Annotated in this window: 23 protein-coding genes; 19 read left to right on the top strand and 4 right to left on the bottom strand. The window is 28.5% G+C overall.

Annotated features, from left to right (window positions below):
• Positions 1–97: 97 nt before the first annotated feature.
• From ACRDDE_RS12935 to ACRDDE_RS12920, 4 genes are all read right to left on the bottom strand, one after another.
• Positions 98–631: a VanZ family protein gene (locus ACRDDE_RS12935; RefSeq protein ID WP_438627875.1), complete on the bottom strand. Its 534-nt coding sequence runs from the start codon at positions 629–631 to the stop codon at positions 98–100.
• Positions 632–1,046: 415 nt separating this feature from the next.
• Positions 1,047–1,790 (bottom strand): amino acid ABC transporter ATP-binding protein, encoded by a 744-nt coding sequence (locus ACRDDE_RS12930; RefSeq protein ID WP_438627873.1) that lies wholly within the window; start codon positions 1,788–1,790, stop codon positions 1,047–1,049.
• 11 nt (positions 1,791–1,801) lie between these two features.
• Positions 1,802–2,470, bottom strand: a complete 669-nt coding sequence (locus ACRDDE_RS12925) for an amino acid ABC transporter permease (RefSeq protein ID WP_430080458.1) — start codon at positions 2,468–2,470, stop codon at positions 1,802–1,804.
• A gap of 11 nt (positions 2,471–2,481) precedes the next feature.
• Complete coding sequence (locus ACRDDE_RS12920) at positions 2,482–3,303, bottom strand: transporter substrate-binding domain-containing protein (protein WP_438627871.1); 822 nt, start codon at positions 3,301–3,303, stop codon at positions 2,482–2,484.
• Between the two features lie 373 nt (positions 3,304–3,676).
• Between ACRDDE_RS12920 and ACRDDE_RS12915 the strand changes: the two genes are divergently transcribed.
• The 19 genes from ACRDDE_RS12915 to ACRDDE_RS12825 all read left to right on the top strand — a co-directional run.
• Positions 3,677–4,303, top strand: a complete 627-nt coding sequence (locus ACRDDE_RS12915; protein WP_438627869.1) for a YveK family protein — start codon at positions 3,677–3,679, stop codon at positions 4,301–4,303.
• Positions 4,304–4,341: 38 nt separating this feature from the next.
• Positions 4,342–6,174 (top strand): polysaccharide biosynthesis protein, encoded by a 1,833-nt coding sequence (locus ACRDDE_RS12910; protein ID WP_438627867.1) that lies wholly within the window; start codon positions 4,342–4,344, stop codon positions 6,172–6,174.
• An 18-nt stretch (positions 6,175–6,192) separates the two neighbouring features.
• Positions 6,193–6,795, top strand: a complete 603-nt coding sequence (locus ACRDDE_RS12905) for a sugar transferase (protein WP_438627865.1) — start codon at positions 6,193–6,195, stop codon at positions 6,793–6,795.
• 11 nt (positions 6,796–6,806) lie between these two features.
• Positions 6,807–7,442 carry an acetyltransferase gene (locus tag ACRDDE_RS12900; protein WP_438627863.1) on the top strand — a complete coding sequence of 212 codons (636 nt, stop codon included), beginning with the start codon at positions 6,807–6,809 and terminating at the stop codon, positions 7,440–7,442.
• A gap of 2 nt (positions 7,443–7,444) precedes the next feature.
• On the top strand, positions 7,445–8,578 hold the full coding sequence (locus ACRDDE_RS12895; protein WP_438627861.1) for a DegT/DnrJ/EryC1/StrS family aminotransferase: 1,134 nt from the start codon (positions 7,445–7,447) through the stop codon (positions 8,576–8,578).
• Positions 8,579–8,588: 10 nt separating this feature from the next.
• Positions 8,589–9,695: a glycosyltransferase family 4 protein gene (locus ACRDDE_RS12890; protein ID WP_438627859.1), complete on the top strand. Its 1,107-nt coding sequence runs from the start codon at positions 8,589–8,591 to the stop codon at positions 9,693–9,695.
• A gap of 21 nt (positions 9,696–9,716) precedes the next feature.
• A complete protein-coding gene (locus tag ACRDDE_RS12885; protein ID WP_438627857.1) occupies positions 9,717–10,868 on the top strand; it encodes a glycosyltransferase in 1,152 nt (383 codons plus the stop codon).
• A gap of 30 nt (positions 10,869–10,898) precedes the next feature.
• On the top strand, positions 10,899–11,444 hold the full coding sequence (locus ACRDDE_RS12880) for an acyltransferase (protein WP_438627855.1): 546 nt from the start codon (positions 10,899–10,901) through the stop codon (positions 11,442–11,444).
• A 20-nt stretch (positions 11,445–11,464) separates the two neighbouring features.
• Complete coding sequence (locus tag ACRDDE_RS12875) at positions 11,465–12,805, top strand: nucleotide sugar dehydrogenase (RefSeq protein ID WP_438627853.1); 1,341 nt, start codon at positions 11,465–11,467, stop codon at positions 12,803–12,805.
• 2 nt (positions 12,806–12,807) lie between these two features.
• Positions 12,808–13,782, top strand: a complete 975-nt coding sequence (locus ACRDDE_RS12870) for an SDR family oxidoreductase (RefSeq protein WP_438627851.1) — start codon at positions 12,808–12,810, stop codon at positions 13,780–13,782.
• 15 nt (positions 13,783–13,797) lie between these two features.
• Positions 13,798–15,129, top strand: a complete 1,332-nt coding sequence (locus ACRDDE_RS12865) for an O-antigen polymerase (protein ID WP_438627849.1) — start codon at positions 13,798–13,800, stop codon at positions 15,127–15,129.
• Positions 15,126–16,658: a murein biosynthesis integral membrane protein MurJ gene (gene murJ, locus ACRDDE_RS12860; RefSeq protein ID WP_438627847.1), complete on the top strand. Its 1,533-nt coding sequence runs from the start codon at positions 15,126–15,128 to the stop codon at positions 16,656–16,658. Before ACRDDE_RS12865 ends, murJ begins: the two co-directional genes overlap by 4 nt.
• A gap of 197 nt (positions 16,659–16,855) precedes the next feature.
• Positions 16,856–17,296, top strand: a complete 441-nt coding sequence (locus ACRDDE_RS12855) for a hypothetical protein (protein ID WP_438627845.1) — start codon at positions 16,856–16,858, stop codon at positions 17,294–17,296.
• 235 nt (positions 17,297–17,531) lie between these two features.
• Positions 17,532–18,506, top strand: coding sequence for a methionine ABC transporter ATP-binding protein (locus tag ACRDDE_RS12850; protein WP_438627843.1), 975 nt, complete (start codon positions 17,532–17,534; stop codon positions 18,504–18,506).
• Positions 18,507–18,508: 2 nt separating this feature from the next.
• Positions 18,509–19,174, top strand: coding sequence for a methionine ABC transporter permease (locus ACRDDE_RS12845; RefSeq protein WP_438627841.1), 666 nt, complete (start codon positions 18,509–18,511; stop codon positions 19,172–19,174).
• A 13-nt stretch (positions 19,175–19,187) separates the two neighbouring features.
• Positions 19,188–20,024, top strand: coding sequence for a MetQ/NlpA family ABC transporter substrate-binding protein (locus tag ACRDDE_RS12840; RefSeq protein ID WP_438627839.1), 837 nt, complete (start codon positions 19,188–19,190; stop codon positions 20,022–20,024).
• Positions 20,025–20,034: 10 nt separating this feature from the next.
• Complete coding sequence (locus ACRDDE_RS12835) at positions 20,035–20,817, top strand: DUF169 domain-containing protein (RefSeq protein ID WP_438627837.1); 783 nt, start codon at positions 20,035–20,037, stop codon at positions 20,815–20,817.
• Positions 20,818–21,047: 230 nt separating this feature from the next.
• Positions 21,048–21,875, top strand: coding sequence for a DUF169 domain-containing protein (locus ACRDDE_RS12830; protein ID WP_438627835.1), 828 nt, complete (start codon positions 21,048–21,050; stop codon positions 21,873–21,875).
• A 269-nt stretch (positions 21,876–22,144) separates the two neighbouring features.
• A partial coding sequence (locus tag ACRDDE_RS12825; protein WP_438627833.1) for a collagen binding domain-containing protein occupies positions 22,145–25,731 on the top strand: 3,587 nt, incomplete at its 3' end.

Below are 25,731 nucleotides of genomic sequence, written 5' to 3'. Positions count from 1 at the left end.
AAATAGTTAGCGAAGAACATAAATATAAGTTGCAGCTACCTTTAAAGCTTTATTGTAGCTTTGGTAGCAAAACTTATATTTGTGTTCAAGCGCCCAACTAAGATTGGTCATCTCTTTTTAAATTTCTAAAATAGTTTACAAATTTAATATATATATAAGATCCTAAAAATCCGCCTAAAGTATTTAACCAAACATCATCTATTTCACAAAATCTATAAGGGATAAATCCTTGAATAGATTCTATAAATAAGGTCAATGCCAAACTAGCAAAAACTACCTTTTTAGTATTACAGTTAGTTTTTGCACAAGCAAAGAAACCAAATGGCATAAATAAAACTAGATTTCCTACATTTTGATATAAGAAGTACATTAAGCCACGAGTTAAATATGTACTTATAGGAACTTTTAAAGGTATTAAATTAAAAATCTCAAACTTAGAAAAAGGAACGTCTAATCTAATTGGAAATAATGTCATAGAAATTACTGCAACTATAGACATATATAAACCAAGATTAATGCCTTCATTTTTGAAATTAAAACTTTTACTATTTATAAAACATAAAAGACTTCTAAAAAATACATAAGCCAATAAAAAACATAGTAAAACTACCAAATTAAACCGTATTACCAAAATTACACCCCCTATGTAATAAAATTTAAAACAACTTAAATATTATAACATAACAAAAATCAGTTAGAGAAGAAAAAGCTATAACTGAAAATAGCAACAAACCTCATAGGTTTGGATATATTTAAAATATTTATACCAGTTATGCCACAAGGTGAATCAAGAAACTCTAAGATATTAGAATTCTTAGAATTAAAAGATAGAAAAAATTTGATGAAGAATATATTGCAACAAAAGTTGACAACCGTATAAAAAACAATAAAATTATATGAAATCAAAAAAGATAACCAAAATCAGTTAGCGAAGAATAAAAAATATAAGTTACAGCCACCTTTAAAGATTTACTGTAGCTTTGGTAGCAAAACTTATATTTTTATTCGAGCGCCCAACTAGAATTGGTTATCTTTCATTTTGCTATTTAAGCATACTCATGAGCACTTATATTAGCAAATTGACTTATTCTACTGTTTTTACTAGATTTAAAAAGTTGATCGGGAGAATAATCTTCTACGATAGTTCCATTCTCCATAAATATTATTCTATCTGCAACTTGTTTTGCAAAGTTCATCTCATGAGTTACTATTAACATAGTTATATCAGATTCAGATAACGATTTTATAACCTGTAAAACTTCTCCTACAAGCTCTGGATCAAGTGCTGATGTAGGTTCATCCATAAGTATTATTTCTGGATTAACAGCTATAGCCCTAGCGATTGCAACTCTTTGTTTTTGACCTCCGGATAGTTTAGATGGGTATTCATAAAGCTTGTCAATTAACCCAACTAACGATAACTTTTCAATTGCTATTTTTCTTGCATCTTCTTTTTTTAATTTCTTAACAACTAACAGAGGTTCCATTACATTTTCTATAACTTTTTTATTATTAAATAGATTAAAATTCTGAAAAACCATTGCAGATTTTTTTCTTATTTTAAAAATATCCATCTTAGATAAATTATTTAACTTTACGCTAATATCACCTATATGTAATTCTCCTTTATTGGGCATTTCTAATAAGTTAATGCATCTAAGTAAAGTCGATTTTCCGGTACCAGAGGGACCTATGATAGCAACAACTTCTCCCTTTTTAACTTCTAAATCTACATTATTTAAAACTATATTTTTATTAAACTTTTTAGTCAAATTAGTTATTTTTAGCATATATATCTCTCCTAATAGGCCTTACTCATTTTTACTTCTAATTTACTTTGTATAAATGATAATAATAAACTTAGACTCCAATAAATTATTATTATACATGTAAATGCTTCTAAATATTTATATGAAGCAGCTGCCTCAGATTGTGCGGTTGCCATAATTTCAGTTACCCCTATAGTAAAAGCTAATGCGGATCCTTTTATTATATCAGCGAATGTATTCATCATAGCCGGGATGGCAACTCTTATGGCTTGAGGTAAAATTACTCGTATCATAGCTTGAGTATAAGTCATACCAAATGCATAACAAGCTTCCAATTGACCTTTATCTACAGAGGATATAGCACCTCTTAAACTTTCAGAAAAATATGCAGATGAATTTAGCCCTAGAACTATAACTGCTGCTGTAAAAGAGTCTAACTCTTTCAATGATGGAATTACTTGTATTAATCCAAAATATATAAAAAACATTTGTGCTACTAGCGGTGTTCCTCTAAAAAATGATACATACACTTTTGATAGTTTGTTTAAAATAGGAACTTTACCATCTACAACTAAAGCTATTATTATACCTAATACTAATCCTAGTAACAATGCAAGAAAAGACATTTTTAAAGTTACAGATAGATATTTCAACATAATAGGTACTAAGTTAGTAATAAAATTTAAATCGAAAATTTCCATATTGGCACCTATTAATTTTCTTTAGTTGTATCTAATTCAAACCATTTATTAGATAACTCTGTAAATGTACCATCTTCATGCATCTCTTTTATTGCTTTGTTGACTTTATCTATTCTTTCTTTGCTAGCTTCTTCTTTTCTAAATGGATACTGATTTATTTCATATACACCAGTATCTATATCTGCAACTTTTAAGTTTAAATTTCCTTGTTCTATAGTTGTTTTAGCTTTTACTTCTGAAAGCCAAGCTGCATCTAATCTTCCATTTTCAACGTCTTTTTCCATAGGAACACCGTCAAATGTAATAATTTCTAGACCTAGATTATGCTTTTCGTTTAAATCTTTTAGAGTTTTTTCTCCATTTCCACCTAATACACAACCAACTTTCATACCTTTAAAATCTTCAAAACTATTTAATTGACTATCTTTTTTTACTATAAACTTATATTTGCTGTAGGCATATGTATCACTAAAGTCATATTTTAATCTTCTTTCCTCATTTGTAGACATCTGATGAGCTACAGTATCTACTTTACTTGAATCTAACATTCCCATAAGACCACTAAACTTAGCTGTTTGGTACTCGATTTCAAAATTAGCCCTTTGCCCTATTTCATTCCATACGTCCACTTCAAATCCCTTATTTTTATCATTTTCCTTAAAACACCATGGAAAATATTCAGTTGAAACCCCTACAACCAACTTTTCTTTTCCTTCTGATTTTACAGCAGTTTGTCCTTTTTCATTTTTATCATTTGAACATCCTGTTAAAAATGTCATACAAAGTACTAAACTAAATATGACTGTTAATAATTTTTTCCCCTTAAGTTTCATTATTTTCCCCCATTTTTGATAAAATTTTTACATTAGTAACATGATATCATATATAGAAAATCTTATCTTATCGGAATTTTCTATATATATTATACATATTATTTAAAATTTCTATTTTATATAAAATTAAAAAAGACAACCAAAATCAGTTAGCGAAGAATAAAAACATAAGTTGTAGCTACCTTTAAAGCTTTACTGTAGCTTTGGTAGAAAAACTTATATTTTTATTCAAGCGACCTACTAGAATTGGTTATCTTTTTTAAAATGAAAAAAATAGTCACATAAAATAAATCAATTTAATAAGATAAAGAGGGTAGAAAAAATATGTAGAATAAACAATAAAATTGCAAAATAAAGTCAATGGAGGTCAAATATGGAGGATAATATTGGCATAAAAGGATACTTACAAATTATAAAAAGAAGATCATGGATAATGTTTTTAATAACATTTATAGCAATACTTGTAAGTACAGGTGTAAGCTTCTTTGCAGTAAATCCAGTATATGAAGCAAATACAACTCTTTTAGTAGATATTAACAAAAAACCTGGAGCTGAAATAGTAACAAGTGAACAGCTCAGTGTTTCTGAAAAATTAGCAGTAACTTATGGAGAAATAATAAAATCAAAATCAGTATTAAATGAAGTAGAAGATTCACTAGATTTAAACTGTGGATATGAAGAACTTTCAGATAAGGTAAACGTCTCATCAATTAATAAAACGCAAATCATTTCAGTATCAGTTCAAGATACAAATCCAAAAAGAGCAGCAGAAATAGCTAATGCAATTCCAACAGCATTTCAACAAGAAGTAAAAAGAATAACAGAAGCTAATGACGTTAAGGTCATAGATAAAGCTGTAGTTCCAAGCAAACCTACAAAACCAAACAAAGCAACAATCATAGCTATATCAGCAATACTAGGAATCATGATATCCCTATTTGTTATATTCTTACTTGAATATCTAGGACCTAAGGAAGGTGTCAAAGAAAATGATAAATAAAAATTTATATAAAACTATATTGGTAGTTGGATATAAGTATGTGCAAAATTAGGCAACTAATTTTAATTGCAACAGACATAGCATGTATAGTATTAGCCTTTATAATTTCTAACTGGATAATATATTCTAAATATAATTTACGAGATATAGGGTTATATGAAATTTTAACTTTTATTATTGTAAGTATAGTGATTTTATCTATCTGCAAATGTTATAGAAATCTATGGAGATATGCAGGAGAAGAAGAATTAATAGCAATAGTATTTGCATGTATATTATCAATAATTACAACCTATTCAATCCATTTATTGATAGGCATACAATTTTCACAAACTTTTTATATACTATATTTAATAATAACAACCTCGCTAATCAGTTGGGCAAGACTTACCTACAGAACAGGAAGGCGAGTTTTAATAAGAAGTAGATTAAAAGAAAAACCATCTAAGGTCCTTATTGTAGGAGCAGGAAGTGCAGGAGATATAGTAATACAAGAACTTAAAAACAATCCTAAACTTTTAAAAAAGCCTATAGGTATAGTAGATGATGATATAAAAAAACAATGCAGAAGGATGCACAACGTACCTATTATAGGTATGGTGAAAGATATAGATATTATAGTAGATAAATATGAAATTGATGAAATTATAATAGCTATAGCTAATATAAATAGAAAAGATAAAAAGAATATGATAGAAGTTTGTAAGAAAACGAAATGTAAATTAAAAACTATTCCAGGTATATTTGAAATTATAGATGGGAAAGTAGATATAAAAAAAATTAGAGATGTTCAAATTGAGGATTTACTAGGTAGAGATCAAGTAAAAGTAAACCTAGATGAAATAAGTGGATATTTACAAAATAAATTAGTATTAGTTACGGGTGGAGGCGGAAGCATAGGTAGCGAACTATGCAGACAAGTATCAAGCTTAAACCCAAAACAACTTATAATACTTGATAATTATGAAAATAACGCATACGCAATTCAACAGGAATTAGTAAGAAAATATGGTACGAGCCTAAATTTAATTACAGTAATAGCGTCAATTAGAGAAGAAAAGCGTATGGATGATATATTTAAGAAGTATAAACCAGATGTAGTATTTCATGCAGCTGCTCATAAACATGTTCCACTTATGGAAAAAAACCCAAGTGAAGCTGTAAAAAATAATATATTTGGAACAAAGAATTTAGCAGTTTTAGCAGACAAATACAAAGTTAAAAGGTTTGTGCTTATATCTACAGACAAAGCTGTTAATCCAACTAATATAATGGGAGCAACAAAAAGAGCTGCAGAAATGATAATACAAACTATGAATGAAAAAAGTGAAACCGAGTTTGTGGCTGTTAGATTTGGAAATGTCCTAGGAAGTAATGGAAGTGTTATTCCGTTATTTAAAAAACAAATTGAAGAAGGCGGGCCAATAACTATAACTCATCCAGAAATTACGAGGTATTTTATGACAATTCCAGAAGCTGTACAACTTGTTATACAAGCAGGAGCGATGACAAAAGGTGGAGAGATATTTGTCCTTGATATGGGAGAACCCGTTAAGATAGTTGATTTAGCAAAAAACTTAATAAAACTTAGTGGGTTCGAACCAGATGTTGATATATGTATTGAATTTACAGGACTTAGGCCAGGAGAAAAGTTATATGAAGAGTTGCTTATGAGCGAGGAAGGACTGACTGATACAAGTCATGAAAAAATATTTATAGGAAAACCAATCAATATTAACGTAGAAAAATGTAAGATGAATTTAGAATTTTTAAAAGCTATAGTAGATAAAGAAAAAGTAGAGCTAATTGATATTATTATGAGAGAGTTAGTTCCAACTTATATTACACCTGAAGAAGCAAACAAAATGTAAAAGAGGTGAAAAGAATTTATGCAGAAGTTTATAAAAAGAGCTATTGATATTTTAGGTTCTTTGTTAGGATTATTATTAATTTCTCCTATTTTAATTATCGTAGCTATTTTAATAAGAATTAAGTTAGGATCTCCAATATTTTTCACTCAAGATCGAGTAGGAAAAGATGGTAAGATTTTTAAAATAGTAAAATTTAGGACAATGTTAGAAGCTAATGATAAGCTTGGAGATCCACTATCTGATAAGGAAAGAGTAACTTCATTTGGAAAATTTCTTAGGAGTACAAGTTTAGATGAGTTACCAGAGCTTATAAATGTGTTAAAAGGAGATATGAGTTTAGTTGGACCAAGGCCATTACTTGTTGAATATATAGACTTATATTCTAAAGAGCAATTTAGAAGACATGAAGTTAGACCAGGGATGACAGGATGGGCCCAGGTTAATGGAAGAAATAATTTAGATTGGGATGAGAAATTTAAAATGGATGTTGAGTATGTAGATAATGTGAATCTCTTACTTGATATAAAAATTCTTTTCTTAACTATATTTAAGGTTTTAAAAAGAGATGGAATAAGCAAAGATGGGCATGTAACTATGGACAAGTTTAAAGGTAATCAATAGTAGGTGATTGTATGAAAGAAGTTATAGTTATAGGTGCAGGAGGGCATTCATCTGTAATAATTGAAATTATCGAAGCTATGATAGATTCTGGTCAAGATTTAAAAATCAAGGGTTTATTAGATGACAATGAAAAAATATCAGAATTTATGGGATATAAGATAATTGATAAAATAAAAAATGCAAATCTTTATAATAGTGAAGATACAGAGTATGTAATAGCAATAGGCAATAATCAAACAAGAAAGAAAATATACAGTGAATTTAAAAACTTAAAATATTTTACAGCTATTCATCCTAGTGCTATTGTAAGTAAAAGTTCAGTTATAAAAGAAGGAACTATTGTAATGGCTAGGGCTGCAATAAATGCAAATAGTGAAGTTGGAAGTCATGTGATTATAAACACTGGAGCAATTATAGAACATGACAATAAAATAGGTGATTTTTGCCATATATCACCTGGAGCAACATTATGTGGAGGAGTAACTATAGGAGAAGAAACTCATATAGGTGCAAATTCAACTATTATACAATATAAAAGTGTAGGATCAAAAACAATAATAGGTGCAGGGGCTACAGTTATAAATGATATAAAATCAAATGTTGTTGCAATTGGATGTCCTGCAAAACCAAAACAACAGGGGTTGTGAAAATGGAAAAGAAGATATATCTATCTTCCCCTCATATGGGAGGAGAGGAGTTAAATTATATAAATGAAGCTTTTGAGACAAATTGGGTTGCCCCACTTGGACCAAATGTTAATAACTTTGAAAAGGCAGTGTGTGAATACACAAAGTCAAAATCTGCTACAGCTTTAGCTAGTGGAACTAGCGGAATACATTTAGCACTTAAGTGTTTAGGAGTAGGACAAGGAGATATTGTATTTTGTTCAACATTAACTTTTTCAGCTACTGCAAATCCTATAATATATCAGGGTGCAGAGCCTGTGTTTATAGATTCTGAATATGAATCTTGGAACATGAGTCCAATTGCACTTCAAAAAGCTTTTGATGATGCAGAGAAAAATAACAAAATGCCAAAGGCTGTTATAGTAGTTAATTTGTATGGGCAAAGTGCAGATTACGATAAGTTAAAATCTATATGTAATAAATACAATGTTCCTATTATAGAAGATGCGGCGGAGTCTTTAGGTGCAACTTACAAAGGCGTTCAAAGTGGAACTATAGGCGATATAGGTATATATTCATTTAATGGAAACAAGATAATCACTACTTCTGGTGGTGGGATGATGGTTTCAGATAATGAAGAATATATAAAAAAAGCTTTGTTTTGGGCGACTCAATCTAGGGAAAATGAGAGACATTATGAGCATAAAGAATTAGGGTTTAATTACAGAATGAGCAATATTGTTGCCGGGATCGGCATAGGGCAGATGAAAGTTCTTGATGAAAGAATAGAAAAGAAAAAAGAGATTTATGAAACTTATAAAAGTACTTTTAAAGATATAGATAATATACAAATGATGAATGTATGTAACTTTGGGAAGCAAAATTACTGGTTATCTGTAGCTACGATAAGTGGAAACTCTGAAATTAAACCATTAGATATAATATTGGCTTTAGAGAAAGAAAATATAGAAAGTAGGCCAGTATGGAAACCAATGCATATGCAGCCTTTTTTTAAAGAATATAAATTTTTTAGTTCTTTAGATATAGAAAGTGTGTCAGCAGATTTATTTAATAGAGGCATATGTTTACCATCAGACACAAAAATGAACGAAGAGGATATAAAGAAGGTAATAAATATAATTACACAAATGTTTTAAGGAGTGTATTATGAAAAAAATTCTAATTTTAGCTAACAATGATATAGGATTGTATAACTTTAGAAAAGAATTACCTCAGCGATTGTTAAGGCTCGGATATGATGTAACAATAGCTTTACCATATGGAGAAAAAGTTGAAAAGTTTAAAGATATGGGATGTAATTTTATAGAAACTCCTATGAACAGAAGAGGTATGAATGTTATACAAGATTTAAAGTTATTGATTCAATATATAAAAATTATAAAGAAAATCAAACCTGACTTGGTTCTTACTTACACTATAAAGCCTAATATTTATGGAGGAATAGCTTGTAGAAGTTTAAACCAAAAAGTAATTCATACAGTTACAGGTTTAGGTAGTGTATTTATACGAGATTTATGGATAAAGAAAATATTAATAAAATTAAATAAATTTTCATTCAAAAACGCATGTCATATATTTTTCTTAAATAAAGAAAATCAAGATTTTTATAAGAACATAAAGATAATAGCAAATCAACAACAGATAAGTGTTGTTCCAGGATCAGGAGTAAATCTTAAAGAATTTCAATTCAATGAATACCCTAATAATGAAAAAATTAAATTTACCTTTATAGCTAGAATTATTAAAGATAAAGGAATAGAAGAGTTTTTAGAAAGTGCTAAAAATATAAAAGATAAATATCTAAATGTAGAATTTGATGTAGTTGGAGCAATTGATGAAGATATATATCTAAATAAATTAAAGGAATATGAAAAGTTAAAAGTTATAAATTATTTAGGTCATAGGTCAGATATCCAAGAGATAATGAAAAAATCATCATGTATAGTATTACCATCATATGGAGAAGGAAGAGGAACTGTACTTCAAGAGGGTGCAGCAATAGGAAGACCATTGATAACTTGTGACACATATGGGTGTAAGGATAATGTAGATGATGGATATAACGGATATTTGTGTAAAGTTAAAGATTATAAAAGCTTACAAAACTCTATAGAGAAATTTATAAATCTATCTTTTGAAGAAAAGAAAGAAATGAGTTTAAATAGTAGGATTAAAGCAGAAAAAGAATTTGATAGAGATATAGTAATAAAAAGCTATATTAATAAGATAAATCAAATTACACAAATGTTATAGATAGAAAGAGGTTTATAAAATATGAGTCTTTTATTTATACATGATCATAAATTTCCTAAGTTTAAAGACGAGTATTTTTGTTCATATGGATTTGATGATAAATTTTGTGATAGATATATTCAAAACTTTGGAAAGATCAAAATTATGGCTTGTCATACTAAAGCAAATATAAATGAAAAAAAGTTTTCAGATACAATAAGCGAAAATATATCATTTATTACTTTTAATAGTATAAAAGATATACTGAAAAGAAAAGTGAGAAAACAGTTAGAAGAAGAGATAAGTCAAAGTGAATATTTAATTGTAAGATTGCCTAGTTTTATAGGGTTAATGTCTTTGAAATATATAAAGAAATTAAATAAACCTTATTTAGTTGAAATGGTAGGTTGTCCATTTGATGCTTTATGGAATCATAGTATATATGGAAAGGTTTTAGCTCCAATAATTTATATGCTGTGTAAAAAAGAAATTAAAGAAGCTCCTTATGTTGTTTATGTAACTAACGAGTTTTTACAAAACAGATATCCAACTAAAGGAAAAAGTATATCTTGTTCAAATGTTATGTTACCTAAAAATGATGAAGATGTATTACAAAATAGATTGAAAAAAATACAAAGGGAAAAGTTAAATAAAAAAATTATCTTAGGTACTTGTGCAACTGTGGGATCTAGATATAAAGGACAACAAAACGTAATTAAAGCAATAAAAGTTTTAAAGGAAAAAGGATATGAAGTAGAATATCAGCTAATTGGAGGCGGAGACAATTCCTACCTAAAAAATATAGCTAAAAAATACGATTCTTATGAAAATGTTAAATTTATGGGAGTATTAACACATGCTGAAGTATTTGATTGGCTAGATACTATAGATATATATGTCCAACCAAGTTTAACAGAAGGGCTACCAAGAGCATTAATTGAGGCATTAAATAGAGGATGTCCGGCTATAGGAAGTGATGCAGGAGGAATACCTGAGCTACTTGTAGATAAAAGTATATATCCAAAAAAATCATATAAAGAATTTGTAGATGCTTTTGAATATGTAAATATGCACAGAGAAAAACTAGCAATTATAAATTTTGAAAAAGCAAAAAAATATGAAAATAATAAATTAGAAGCTAGAAGAAGTGAATTTTTAAAAATGTTTAAAGAATCTGCTTCTATATTGAATTAAATAAATTTAGTTTAAGTAATGGAGAATATTATGAGATTAAATAATAAACTATCAATATATTTAGACTTTATATTCAGAAACATACCAATACACATGGTGTTTTTAATTACATCATTGCTTCCAAATCATTTATATACAAACCTAATTAGAGGATTTTTAATTAAACCATTTATAGGATCAAGCGGTAAAAGGCTACAAATCGCACCTCGAGTTACCATAAATAATCCAGAAAATTTACATGTGGGAAACAACTGCTATATATCTCACAATGTTTATATAAATGCTAAGGGAAAAATTATATTAGATGATGATGTTATTATTGGACCTATGAGTGTATTAGCTACAACAAACCATATATTTGAAAATGGAACTGTAAAAAACAAAGGAATAAGTAAGCCTATTCATATAAAAAAAGGGACTTGGTGTGCATCTCATGTTGTTGTAACAAGTGGGATAACAATAGGTGAAGGAAGTTTAGTAGCTGCAGGATCTGTAGTAACTAAAAATGTAGAAAATAACATTATAGTAGGCGGAGTTCCCGCTAAATTTATTTCAACTAATGATAATATATCATAAGTTGAAAGGAGGATTTTAAATTGACATTAGAATTGTATCATAAAATAAAAGATAAAAAAGAAAATATATCAGTAATTGGATTGGGATATGTAGGTATGCCACTAGCAATTGCCTTTGCGAATAAAGTAAATGTAATAGGATTTGATGTGAATAAAGAAAAAATAACATTATATAATCAGGGAATAGATGTTACTAATGAGGTAGGAAATAAAGCTTTAAAAGAAACAACAGCTTTAATGACATGTGATGAAACTAAATTAAAACAAGCTAAGTTTCATATAATTGCAGTTCCAACTCCAATAAATGATGATAAAACTCCAGATTTAAGACCAATAATTGGAGCAAGTAGGGTTTTAGGAAAAAATTTAACTAAGGGATCTATAGTAGTATATGAGTCAACTGTATATCCTGGAGTTACTGAAGAGGTATGCATACCTATACTAGAAAAAGAATCTAATATGAAGTGTGGAGTTGATTTTAAGGTTGGATATTCTCCAGAAAGAATAAACCCAGGAGATAAGCTTCATAGATTAGAAAATATAACTAAAGTAGTATCTGGAATGGATGAAGAAAGTTTAGAAAATATAGCTAGTATGTATGAATTAATTATAGATGCAGGGGTTCATAGGGCAGAGAGTATAAAAGTAGCAGAAGCCGCTAAGGTTATAGAAAACTCTCAAAGAGATATTAATATAGCCTTTGTAAATGAGTTATCTATGATTTTCAATAAGATGGAAATAGATACGAAAGCAGTTTTGGAAGCATCAGGGACTAAATGGAATTTCTTAAAATTTTATCCTGGATTGGTTGGAGGACACTGCATAGGTGTTGACCCTTACTATTTAACGCACAAAGCTGAACAAATAGGATATCATTCACAAGTTATATTATCGGGAAGAAGAATAAATGATGGAATGGGAAAATATGTAGGAGAATCTACAGTTAAGAATCTAATAAAAGCTAATAAGCAAGTAAAGGGAGCTAAAGTAGCAATTTTAGGTATGACATTTAAAGAGGATTGTCCAGATGTTAGAAACTCTAAAGTTATAGATATAATAAATGAATTAAAAGAATACGGAATAAATGTGTTTGTTGCTGATCCTATAGCAGATGAAAATGAGGTCAAAAGAGAATATGGGATAGAGCTAACTAAGTTTGAAAATATAAAAAATATGGATGCAGTTATAGTGGCTGTAGGACATAAGGAATATATGGAATTAAATTTAGAATCTATAAAAAAATTATATGAAGAAAATCCTGAATTATTAAATAGTGAAGATAAATTAGTGTTGGTTGACGTTAAAGGTATATTTGATAGAAAAGAAGCTCAGTTAAAGAATTACTTATACTGGAGGTTATAAAGTTGGGATACCAAGACGTGCAATTTCCTAAAGGAACTAAGTTTTTAGTAACAGGTGGAGCTGGATTTATCGGCTCCAACCTTATTGAAGCACTATTAAATAAAGGTTATTTTGTAAGAGCTTTAGATAATTTTTCAATAGGAAAAAGAGAGAATATAAAAGATTTTATGGAAAATGAAAACTTTGAGTTTGTAGAAGGCGATATAAGAGATATACAAATATGCCAAGAAATTTGTAAAGATATAGATTATATATTGCATCAAGCAGCTTGGGGTTCTGTTCCTAGATCAATAGAAATGCCTTTGTTATATGAAGAAATAAATATAAAAGGAACTCTAAACATGATGACAGCTGCTAGAGATAATTTAGTTAAGAGGTTTATATATGCATCATCATCATCTGTTTATGGAGATGAACCTAATTTACCTAAAGTAGAAGGAAGAGAAGGCAAGTTATTATCTCCTTATGCTATAACAAAGAAAGTTAATGAACTATACGCTAGAAATTACTTTGACTTATATGGATTAGAGACTGTTGGAATGAGGTACTTTAATGTATTTGGTAGGAAACAAGATCCAAACTCTTATTACTCAGCAGTTATTCCAAAGTTTGTTAAATTACTTTTAAGCGATGAATCACCTACTATAAATGGAGATGGAGAGAATTCAAGAGACTTTACTTATATAGATAATGTAATAGAAGCTAATTTAAGAGCTTGTTTAGCTCCAAAAGAAGCTTGTGGAAAAGCTTACAATATAGCCTATGGAGGTAGAATTTCTCTAAATGAATTATATGAAACTTTAAATAAACTATTATGTAAAGATATAAAACCTATATATGGACCATCTAGAAAAGGTGATATAAAACATTCAAATGCAGATATATCAAATGCTATAAAATTATTAAATTATAATCCAAGTTATAGCTTTGAGGATGGAATAAAATTGACGATAGATTGGTACAAAAAAAATTTATAATAAAGGAAAATTACTATGGAATTACTATTTACTATAATAATATTTATTCAACTAGTAATAGCTATTATCATATTAAAAGAAACTTTACATCCGTTAGTTATTTTAAAAAGTGTAGTATTTTTAGGGTCCATAGGATTATTAATATTTCATAAAGAATGGGGTATTAATATTTCAGCTATGACAGTTTTTATATTGAGTACTGCAATTATGTGGGTGGACTTAGGTTTTGCATTTACGATGATGATAGCAAATACATCAAATAGAGGAAATTTATATTTAAAAAACAATGAAAATTTACAAAATAAGAAGTATGAACAAAAGATATTAAATATATCAACAAACAAAGCAATTTTATCAACTATATTAATTTTAATAACTATTATAGTGTATTTAAGTATTGGTAGTGATTATATAGTAGGATCGGACAATATAAAAGAGTTTACTAGAAACTTGATGATATACAAAGGAGAAACTAGATCTAATGGGGCTGTGGACTTAGGGGTATGGACATATATCATATTAGTATGTCGTATGTTAGGTGTAGTATATTTATACTTTGCAGTCAAGGAATACATGACTAGTGGATGGAGTAAAAAAGTTAGTATTTTATTAATGCCGTCCATATCTGTATTTATAATGGGGTATATTTTAGGAATAAGATCTATACTTGTAATATACTCACTAATTATTGTGTTTGTAGCATATAAAATTCAAGTTAAAAGCGATAAATATGAAAATGATAGAGATAAAAAAAGATTAGAAATTAAGTACTTTATCATGGGGATTTTATGTATAGGGCTCATTTTTTCTTACTTTTTTATAGCGGGTAAACTAGCAGGAAAAATAGATCCTAACGAAGGATTGAATAATATTGCTATTTATATAAGCGGTGGTATAGGTGCATTTGATAATGTGTATAAAAACTTAACATTTACAAGCGATTTATTTGGGCAACAGACATTTAGGATAGTATATAAAGCTCTTAATATAATGCCACTTTTTAATTTTGAGACTCAAAATACTATAAATACTACTATATATGGAATAGGTGGATTCAGAACCAATGTATATACCGCCAACCTAAACTTTATTGCTGACTTTGGATATATAGGCGTTATAGTATGTAATATGTTAATAGGAATGTTTCATGGATTATTATACAGTAAATCAAAAAATGAAATTGATGCGGGAGTATGGACTGTGTTAAATGCATTTTTTATGATGCCACTAGTATCGTATCTAAATGCAGAAAAATACTTTGCAGCTATGCCTCTAAATGCAATATATTTCTTGGCAATATACCTTCTTATAAAGCTACCAATTTTATATAAAAGGCGAATAAGATGAATAAAGTAGCCAAAACCACATTGATGTTAATGATAATAACTATAATATCTAAAGTTTTGGGTTTTGCAAGAGAACTAGTGCTTGGGGGTATTTATGGGACTACATTTTACAGTGATGCATATATAGTTGCTATGAATATACCTGGAACACTATTTTCTTTAATAGGAATTGCATTAGCTACAACTTTTATACCTTTATATTATGAAAATAGTAATAGCATAAAAGAGAGCAATAAATTTACAAATAATATTTTCAATATAACTTTAATTTTAAGTTCGGTACTAGTATTATTAGTTTTGTTATTTACAGATCAAGTAGTAAAGATATTTGCAATGGGATTTGATGGTTATACTTTTAAGTTAACTGTGGAATTCACAAGAATTATGATATTTGGGGCATTGTTTATGGGAACAAGCAGTATAATAACATCTTTTTTACAAGCTAAAGAAAAATTTATGATTCCAGGACTTGTAGGAATTCCATTTAATATTATTATAATAATAGTTATCATACTGAGCCTTAAGATAAATATATATATATTGCCAATAGGCACTGTAATTGCTATGGCAAGTAGATTGGTGTTTCAAATTCCAAGTGCACGTAGATATGGATATAAATATAAATTTGAAATTGGATTAAAAGAAGATTATATAAAAGAAGTTATATGGTTAGTAGGACCTGTATTTATTGGGGTTGCGGTGAATCAAATAAATACAATGGTAGATAGGACCTTAGCATCTACATTATTGGAAGGAAGTATTTCGGCTTTAAATTATGCTAATAGATTAAATTCTTTTGTAATGGGGTTGTTTATAGCATCGATAGGAACAGCTATATACCCAGCACTATCAAAAATGTCGTCTGATAGTAATAAAGCGAGCTTTACAAAAACTGTTTATAAAAGTGTTAACAGTGTAATACTTTTAGTTATTCCAATATCAGTAGGTGCTATGGTTTTAGCTACACCTATAGTGAGTTTATTGTTTGAAAGAGGTGCATTTGATGCAAATGCTACTAAAACTACAGCAAGTGCATTGATATTTTATTCTATAGGAATGGTTGGATTTGGGCTCAGAGATATATTGGGTAAGGTGTTTTATTCATTACAAGATACAAAGACTCCTATGATAAATGGAGCTATGGCTATGGGAATGAATATAATACTAAACTTAATATTAGTTAAATTTATGGGTCATGCAGGATTAGCATTTGCTACAAGCTTGTCAGCGATTATATGTATATTGATTTTATTTAGAAGTCTTAAGAGAAAGATTGGATATTTTGGGCAAGATAAAATAATAAGAACTACAATTAAATCAATAATAGCATCTATTTTAATGGGAATCACAACATATGTTATATATAGCATGTTATCAGGTATGCTGGGAATTGGCACAATACAAAAAGCTATATCATTATTTGGATCTATAGGAATAGGTGCTTTAACATATGGAGTATTAATAGTAATATTAAAAGTTGAAGAAGTAAGTATGATAATTGATTTTGCAAAAAAGAAATTGAACATGTAGTTTGATATAAAAATAAAGTAAAAAAGATGGCCAAGTTATACATCAACCTCGGTCATCTTTTTAAAAATTTGTTACTATAAATAAGTAAATAGTTTAGATATATACCAAGTAAAATATGAATTTATATTAGCAAAAATATGTAGTATAATATAATAAATATAAAAATTAAAAATTTAACAATCAAGGGGAAAAATTATATGAATGTAAGATTAGCTAGTATAGGGATATTATTGATATTATTTATATTTACGGTGGGGTGTAGTAAGTCAAATAAAACTATAGAAGATACTCAAGAAACAGCAAACGAAAATGAAATTGAAAATCAAGAAAATGAAGATTTAAAAGAAATCAATATACAAGAATTGGAACAAAAATTAGCTGAAGCATCATATAGTAGTGAATCAGAACCTATACAACGTAGTATGGAAGGTTCTATAGAATATGTAAAAGGAATTTTACCAAAAGGTGTAAAAGAGATTGATAGAACTTATGAAAGTGAAGTTGGAGTAACTGCAGTTACATATAAAGCAGATGATATAGAGTTTGAAGTTAGATATATGCATCCATATAAAGACAACGGAAATAGTGATGAATATGATTTAAGCAAAACTGCAGGAATAGCTTTAACATTAAAATAAATATTGGAAAAAGCTCATAGATTATAATCTGTGAGCTTTTTCACGCTTAAGGAAATTATAGTTCGCAGACGTAGTAGCTAAATCTTTTATATTAAAAATGTGTATTATAAACAAAATCAATGTCATTCGAAAAATATATAGAAAATAACTATAAGAGGAAATAATTACTAAATGTTATAATTAAAAAGGTAATTTACATTATAATTGATAAAAATGATGGGATGATAAATCGAAAATGATAGAAATAAAAAACTTGAGCAAGAAATATGGAGAAAATGAAATATTAAAAAATATAAATCTAACTATCAATAGTGGAGAAATTTTTGGATTAGTTGGAGCTAGTGGAGCTGGAAAATCAACGATACTAAATTGTATAAATGGGATAGATGAATACCAAAATGGATCTATACTAGTGGATGGAACTCAGATAGAAAGTTTAAGTTCAAGTGAACTTAGAGAGATGAGAAAGAATATTGGCGTTATATTTCAAAATGCTTCATTACTAAAAAGAAAAGATGTATTTCAAAATATTTCATTGCCATTAGAATGTTGGGGATATGATAGAGCATTTATAAAGGATAGAGTATACAAGCTAGCTGAAATGGTTGGAATAGAAAATAAACTAAATTCAAGACCTGATGAGTTAAGTGGAGGTCAAAGGCAGAGAGTGTGTATTGCAAGAGCATTAGCCTTAGAACCTAAATATTTATTGTCTGATGAGTCAACGTCTGCCCTAGATCCAAAAACAACTTTATCTATTTTAGAATTAATAAAACAAATACATAAAGATATTGGGATAACAGTAGTTTTTGTTACTCATGAAATGAAAGTAATACAAAACATATGTGAAAAAATGGCTATTTTAGAAGATGGAAAAATTTTAGATTGTGGATATGTAACAGAAATGTTTCTTAATAAACCTAAATCATTACAGCGTTTATTAGGAAAAGATGAAATAGAACTTCCTAAAGAAGGGATTAATTTGAGTTTTAATTTACTGTCAGATACTGTAGATATGCCCATTTTATATGATCTAGTTAAAATATCAGAAAATAATATATCTATAGTTGATGCTAAGTTTTATAATTCTGCTTCGGGTAAAATATGTAATATAACTATAAATCTAGTCAAAGAAGATTTATACGTTACAACAAACTATTTAAAAAGTAAAAATATTTTATTTAAAATAATTGAAAATGGAGGGAGGTAGTTATGTTTACAAATACGAGGTTATTTAAATATCTTCCTAACATAATTATTCCATCAATAATTGTTACACTTAAAATAATGTTTTTTTCAGCTATACTATCTATTACCTTTGGAATTTTTTTAGGTATAGTACTAGTTATTACAGATCGTGATGGGTTGAATCCAAACAAAATCATTAATTCAATAATCAATAAAATAATAGATATTATTAGGTCCTTTCCAGTTTTAATATTAATTGTAGCTCTTATGCCTTTAACTAGAATTATAGTTGGAACAACTATTGGGGCTAATGCCGCAATTTTTACGATTACAGTTGCATGTACTCCATTTGCAGCGAAAATGACTCAAAATTCACTGCAAACTGTTGATAATCAAGTTATAAAAATGGCGAAGTCTTTTGGTTTGAAAAATTGGCAAATTATTTTAAAAGTTATGATTGTTGAAGCATTACCAACATTAGTATCAAATTTAACTATACTTTTAATTAATATGTTGAATGTAACATCAATTGCTGGTGCTGTTGGAGCAGGTGGATTAGGAGCTGTAGCTCTTACATATGGATATCAAAGATTTGATGATGCAATTATGTATTTCGTAGTTGCTATTTTATTAATATTTGTAGCAATTATTCAAGGTATAGGAAATAAATTATATAAATATTTACAATGAAGGGGTATATAGAATGAATAGAACTAAATCTAAAAAAATAATTTTAGCTATATTGAGTATCATTTTGTGCTTACCATTAGTAGCATGTAGTAATGATAAAAAGGAAAGTAAAGATAAGGTAATTAAAGTTGGAGGAACTGAAATTTCTCAAATATCTTATGAAGCAATGAATAAAGAGTTCGAAAAAATGGGTTACAAAACAGAATTTATTTGTTTTGATTCAAATCCAGTAGTTTTAGAAGCTTGTAATAATGGAGATGTAGATATTGCATTAGGGCAACATAAAAAATTTGTAAAAAGTTTTGATGAAAATAACAATGGGGATTTAGAAATGGTAAAACCATATGGTTATTATACAGGAATAGGGTTGTATTCAGAAAAATATAATTCTGTGGAACAATTCCCAAATGGAGCAACTATAGCTATTATGAATGATGCAATGAACATGGATATTGGATTAAGAGTATTGCAAAAATCAGGACTTATTAAATTATCTGATAAGGATACAGGAGCTTATACTATAGCTGATATTGTAGAGAATCCAAAAAAAGTTAATATAGTAGATATGGAACAAGCACAGACAGTTAGAAGTTTAGAAGATATGGATGGAGCTTTAGTATTTTTTACTCATATGAATAATGCTGGGAAAGATCCAAAATCTTATATTATAAGAGATGAAGAATCTATCAATTGTCCTATGGGGCCTACTGTTAAAAAAGAAAATGTTGAAACTAAATGGGCAAAAGATTTTGCATCTTGTTTAAAAGTTGAATCTGTTCAAAAAGAAATAGATGGAGAATTACCGGGAGTTTTTACTTTTTATAAAGATGATAGTGAAGTAAAGGAATAAGTGAAAATATATGTGTGTAAATTGGAAAAAATCAATAGATATTATATATGCATCATTAGAATTAAGAAGAAAAATAGTTGGAGTTAAATTTATACAGTCAAAGACTGAATTTGAAAATACAGATGCTATTACACCTAAAAATCCTATGAACTATTGCGGTATGATTAAAAGTGCAACTTGTGGATATAAAGTTAAATTAAATGAAAATTTAATAGCTTGTAAAAGTGGAGTAAAGGTACTTGGGATCAACTCTTTAGATTTGGAAAACTCTAATGGAGAAAACTGGACAAGGCTTGGACTATATAAAGATAAAAAAATTAGTAAATATGTAAGAGAAAATCTAGTTTATAAGAGCGATAAAGCTTATGGAGTTATAGCTCAACCCATAGAAAATTTTGAAGAAAAACCAGATATTATTATTATAGTAACTAATCCGTATAATATTATGAGATTGGTACAAGGATATTCATATCATTATGGAATAGCTAAAAGCATAAATTTTGTTGGGAATCAAGCTATTTGCTTAGAGTGTACTGCTCGTCCGTTTGTGCTTAAAGACTTAAATATTTCAGCTTTGTGCATTGGAACAAGGCATAGAGCTGGATGGTTAAATGATGAGTTAGCAGCAGGTATACCGTTTAATCAATTTGAAAATATAGCAGATGGTATTTTAAAGACTATAAACATAATGGAAAGCAATGAGAATAAGAAAAAAATTAAAGAAAAAATGAAAGAGTATAATATTGAAGATTTTGATGTTAAATATAATTACAATTATTATAATAATATTTAAAAAGTATAGGGTATGTGCATATAACCGAGGGATTAAGGTCAAGAATACTTAATTTCAGGTGAATAGTACACGAACATATTATAGAAAGTTAGTATTACATAAAAATGAGGTTATAGCATCTGGAGTATATATAGTTTTAATAATATCTATAACAATTATATATTCTATGAATAATTTAACTAATATTGGATTTGAATTTTTAGGGTAGTATAAAATAAGGAGGAATTAATATGCCATTTAAGCATAAGTCTATATCTTACGGGTTACCACAAGATAAGTTTGATTATGAAATTATAAAAGAATATTGTGAAGACTTAAATTGTATTTTAGATTTAAGTAGAAAACCAGTAGGAATTAAGTTGTTTTATTGTGAGAACGAATACAATGATTTAAATTGGGAAGAGCCAAAATCACAACTTGCTTATTGTTGTATGGTTGAAAAAGCAACAAGAGGAAAAAAATTAAAAGCTAGACTAAAGCATATTAATTGTGATGGAGGGACTACAGCTTTGGCACTAGAACCATCAAATACTAAAATTGAATCTGGAATGGAGTATTTTTCATACAACTTGTATGCAACTGTTGGAGCTGCTAGAAGAACTAGAGAAGGGGTTGCTGGGTTATACAGGACTCAAGCTGTTACATATGGAGTAGGTGTGGGAGCATTAGAAGATTTTGAAATAACTCCAGATATAATTATATTTATAGTTAACCCGTATCAAGCTATGAGGTTACAACAAGGATATGTTTATCATACAGGAGAAAGGATAAATGCTAGCTTAGCAGCTATGCAAGGAATTTGTTCGGAGGTAACAGTAGAACCATATTTAAGTGGCAGAATGAATATATCTACATTGTGTCCAAGTACTAGATTTTTAGCTAAGTGGAAAGATGAAGAAATGGCAATTGGTATTCCATTTGAAAGATTCAAAGATACTGTTAAAGGAGTATTGGCAACTTTAAATACTACTGATAATCTTAAACAAAAGGAAGCAATAGCTAAAAGATTTAAAGAAAAAGATAAAGAAGCAAATTTTATAAATTTCACATCAAAATAATATATAAACTTAAAAAATGAAAAGGATATACACCTAATAAAATACTTTAAAGTATTTTGTTAAGCGTATATCCTTTTTTTATCTAAAAGAAAAGTAAATTATATACTACTAAAGGCTTAAAAAGTAGAAGAAAATGTATACTACCGTATAATATTAATCTCCTATAAAGCTCTATAAAATTATACATGGACTTAGACTAAATATGTATGCTATGGGGGTGGCAATTTGAATTATTAGTCTAAGAATATATAGAATCTTAGGAGGGGCAATTGTTTAATAAGAAAAAACGTAAACAAAAAATAAGTATAGCTACATTCTTTATAGTTTTGTTGAATATTATATTTACTTCGGTAACTCAAATGGGTGTAGCTTATGCAGCGGGGACTCCATTTAAACTTAACTCAGATGTAGTTATGAAGGTAAATGGAAATCCTGTAAACTTAGGATCTGTAGTTGAGCTTGCACCGGGAAATAAAGTTGATTTTGAAGTTACATATAGTGCAGATAATGAAGCTCCGGTGCCGCAAGAGGGAGACGAATTTAAATTTGTGCTACCTAGTGTATTTAAGGATATAAAACCTGTTTATCCAGAAAATCATTTTAAAGATATGACAATAGAAGAACAAAATGGAGAAACGGTAGTAACTTTAATATGTGGACCAGATATAGACACTGCAATAGGAGGATTTCTTAAAATCAGTGCAACTGTAAGTCAGGTAGAGGTAGAGGTTCCTGGGAAAATTATAATCGAGATAAATGGAAAAGAGATTGTAATAGATACAGAAACAAATCCACCAGGTTCTAACGATAAGTTAATAGATAAAAAGGTAAATGGTCAAGATAATGACTATACTATAAACCCAGGTAGTAATGGAGATGTAGTTGGCCAAGAAGTTCCATACTCTGTAATGGTAAATGAAAAATATACACATATGGAAAATGCTGTATTTACAGATGATATACCAGAAGGCATGGAATTAGTTGAGGGAAGTGTAAAAGTAGAAAAAATAGTAAATGGAGCATCTCAAGTAATAAAAGATTATGAAATTAAAAGTACAAATCCATTAGTAATTAATTTAAATACTATAAATCATAAGCATAAGATATCATACAAATTAAAAGTAACGGAATTTAAAAACGAATATTTAAATAAAGCAACTATCACATCAAGCACTACAGGGTCAGAAAGTGATTCTGTAAAAGCTATTCCGAAAGAAGATGCTAAAGGGGATTCACATATAAATAAAACTATACGCTATCCAGGAAGCTATATAAGTCCAAATTCAGATGGAACTATTATAGGACAGAAGGTTGGTTATAGAGTAGAAGTAAACTCTGTTAAAGAGTCTAAAGAAAATGTTGTATTTAAAGATAATATACCAGACGGAATGAATCTTGTAAAAAATAGTGTGAAAATTTTAAAAGAAGTTAGAGGTCAAAATATTGATGTAACTTCTGAATTTTCAAGCAAGATAACTCAACAGGATAATTTACTTAAAATAGCATTTGGAGATATAAGTAATAAGTATATAGTTGAATATGAAACTATAATTGTAAAATATAAAGAAGAATATAAAAATGATGCAACTATAACTTATAATGGAAGTGAAAGTAGCGGTAGTAGTACTGTTACAAAACCAAGACCTCCAGGAGAAGGTAGTTTAAATAAAACTGTAAATGGAAAAGACAATATAAGTTTAAAACCTAATTCCAATAATGAACAAGGTTTTATAGGACAAAAGCTTAAGTATTCTATATTAGTAAATAATGAATTAAAACAGAAGAATAACTTGGTATTAAGAGATGTTATTCCAGAAGGAATGAAAATTTTAGAAAATACTATAAAAGTATATATTGATAATGGATACAACTCATTTAGTGAAGTAAATGCATCTAAAGTTCCGAGACATGTTAAAGTTATTGATGGAAAACAAGTTCTTGTTGTAGATTTCGGAGATACAAATAGAAGGTATAGAGTTGATTATCAAACAGAAATAACCGAGTTAAAAGATAGTTATAAAAACACTGCTCAAATAACTTGGGATGGTGGGGAAAAAGATGATTCATCTACAGTTACACCTATCAAGCCTACACCTGGGAAAACAGATTTAAATAAAAAAGTTAATGGAAATTCAAGTGTAACAGTATCATATGACAAAAACTTTATAGGAAGAACATTTGATTATGAAATAATTGTAAATGATAAAATGCAACAAAAGGATAATGTAGTATTAAAAGATAGTATCCCAAAAGGAATGGAATTAGTTGATAAGAGTATAAAAGTTTTAAAAGACTATGGATCAGGAGTATATAAAGATGTAACATCTGATTTAAAAGTAGAAAGTGATAAAAACTCATTTACTATAAATCTTGGTAATATAACAGATAGATATAAGATTACATACAAAACTAAGGTTACAGAGTTAGTAGAAACTGGATATAAAAATACTGCGGTATTAACACATAGCAAAGACCAAAAAGAAGAATCTAGTGCAGTTGTAAATATAAAAGCGGGAAGTATAGATCCAGGTGAAAATGAGAAAGTGGTAATAAAAGGATCAGATAAAAATACTATTTCAAAGGTTGGAGACAAAGTAAAATATCATGTGGATATAAATCCTAACAATAAGAGAATTTTTGAGTTAGTATTTGAGGATACAATTCCAACTGGAATGAAATTAATAAAAGATGGATTTAAAGTTACAGAAACAGACAATAGTGGTAAAGTTATAGATCGTACACAGGAATTCCTGAATAACTGGGATAAAATATGTGGAAAAGATGAGTCAGGTAAAAATGATAAACTTACAATAAACTTTGGAGACACATATAGTAAATATAGAATTGAATATATGTGTGAAATAACAGCATTAAAAAAATCTTATGAGAACACAGCTAAAGTAACAGGAAGAGATATCGATAAGGTATCTAAAGACGAAGTAAACTATGCAGTAAGTGCAGGTGGAATAAATGCAACTAAATATGCTAACAAAACTGAGCTTAAAGATGGAGATTCTCAAATTGTAGATTATACTATAAAAGTTTGGAGTAATGCTGTTTTCCCAGCTGAATACTTAAATATAGTAGATAAGTTAGATTCTAGAGTTGAGTACAAAGGCTGTGAAGCTCCAGATTTTATGAAAGTCGATTATGATAAAAATAGTCATACTATAAGCATTGTGAATACAGATGATATACCTACATCTAGTAAGGATAAACCAGTAGAAGTTAAGCTTAAAGTAGATTTTACAAAAGTTCCTAATGGGGAAACAGTTAAAAATGTGGCTAAAATAAATGATAAAGAAACACCTCCAGCAGTAGTTACAAAAGGATATAAGTTTGAAGCTGTAAAAGTTGATGGGGATAACAATAATGCTCCATTAAAAGGTGTAGAATTTGATTTATACAAAGTAGAGCAATCTAAGCTGTTCAATTTGATTCCTTATGGGTCAAAAAATTTAGTTCATATTAAAACGCTTGTTAGTGATGATAAAGGATTAATTTACTCAGATTTAAAAGATGCAGGCAATTATGTACTAAGAGAAGTAAAAGCACCAGAAGGATATAGTAAACTTGAAAAAGATATTGAATTTGAAGTTAAAGATGATTCTATTGGAAGCGTTGTAAAATTACCTTATATAGTTAATAACAGATACTATGAGTTTGGAGCTCAAAAAATAGACAGTGAAACTGGAAAAGTATTACAAGGGGCGGAGTTTAGATTAGAAGATGCAAAAGGAAAAGTAGTGATAGAGAAACTAGTAAGTGACAAAGACGGAAAGATATATGGAGCAGTAGAAAGAGAAGGAAAATACTATCTAGTAGAAACAAAAGCACCAGAAGGATATATGTTAAG

The sequence above is a fragment of the Paraclostridium sp. genome, assembly GCF_051656405.1.
In the GTDB taxonomy this organism is placed as follows: domain Bacteria; phylum Bacillota; class Clostridia; order Peptostreptococcales; family Peptostreptococcaceae; genus Paraclostridium.
Note: the sequence above shows the minus strand (reverse complement) of the source record. Positions and strands in the feature narration are given on the sequence as shown.

Coding starts and splice junctions, on each gene's coding strand:
- ACRDDE_RS12845 (WP_438627841.1), top strand. CDS start 18,509: ATGTTTACAAATACGAGGTTATTTAAATATCTTCCTAACATAATTATT.
- ACRDDE_RS12885 (WP_438627857.1), top strand. CDS start 9,717: ATGAGTCTTTTATTTATACATGATCATAAATTTCCTAAGTTTAAAGAC.
- ACRDDE_RS12915 (WP_438627869.1), top strand. CDS start 3,677: ATGGAGGATAATATTGGCATAAAAGGATACTTACAAATTATAAAAAGA.
- ACRDDE_RS12900 (WP_438627863.1), top strand. CDS start 6,807: ATGAAAGAAGTTATAGTTATAGGTGCAGGAGGGCATTCATCTGTAATA.
- ACRDDE_RS12855 (WP_438627845.1), top strand. CDS start 16,856: ATGAATGTAAGATTAGCTAGTATAGGGATATTATTGATATTATTTATA.
- ACRDDE_RS12905 (WP_438627865.1), top strand. CDS start 6,193: ATGCAGAAGTTTATAAAAAGAGCTATTGATATTTTAGGTTCTTTGTTA.
- ACRDDE_RS12890 (WP_438627859.1), top strand. CDS start 8,589: ATGAAAAAAATTCTAATTTTAGCTAACAATGATATAGGATTGTATAAC.
- ACRDDE_RS12865 (WP_438627849.1), top strand. CDS start 13,798: ATGGAATTACTATTTACTATAATAATATTTATTCAACTAGTAATAGCT.
- ACRDDE_RS12920 (WP_438627871.1), bottom strand. CDS start 3,303: ATGAAACTTAAGGGGAAAAAATTATTAACAGTCATATTTAGTTTAGTA.
- ACRDDE_RS12850 (WP_438627843.1), top strand. CDS start 17,532: ATGATAGAAATAAAAAACTTGAGCAAGAAATATGGAGAAAATGAAATA.
- ACRDDE_RS12895 (WP_438627861.1), top strand. CDS start 7,445: ATGGAAAAGAAGATATATCTATCTTCCCCTCATATGGGAGGAGAGGAG.
- ACRDDE_RS12925 (WP_430080458.1), bottom strand. CDS start 2,470: ATGGAAATTTTCGATTTAAATTTTATTACTAACTTAGTACCTATTATG.
- ACRDDE_RS12840 (WP_438627839.1), top strand. CDS start 19,188: ATGAATAGAACTAAATCTAAAAAAATAATTTTAGCTATATTGAGTATC.
- ACRDDE_RS12910 (WP_438627867.1), top strand. CDS start 4,342: ATGTGCAAAATTAGGCAACTAATTTTAATTGCAACAGACATAGCATGT.
- ACRDDE_RS12830 (WP_438627835.1), top strand. CDS start 21,048: ATGCCATTTAAGCATAAGTCTATATCTTACGGGTTACCACAAGATAAG.
- murJ (WP_438627847.1), top strand. CDS start 15,126: ATGAATAAAGTAGCCAAAACCACATTGATGTTAATGATAATAACTATA.
- ACRDDE_RS12835 (WP_438627837.1), top strand. CDS start 20,035: ATGTGTGTAAATTGGAAAAAATCAATAGATATTATATATGCATCATTA.
- ACRDDE_RS12880 (WP_438627855.1), top strand. CDS start 10,899: ATGAGATTAAATAATAAACTATCAATATATTTAGACTTTATATTCAGA.
- ACRDDE_RS12930 (WP_438627873.1), bottom strand. CDS start 1,790: ATGCTAAAAATAACTAATTTGACTAAAAAGTTTAATAAAAATATAGTT.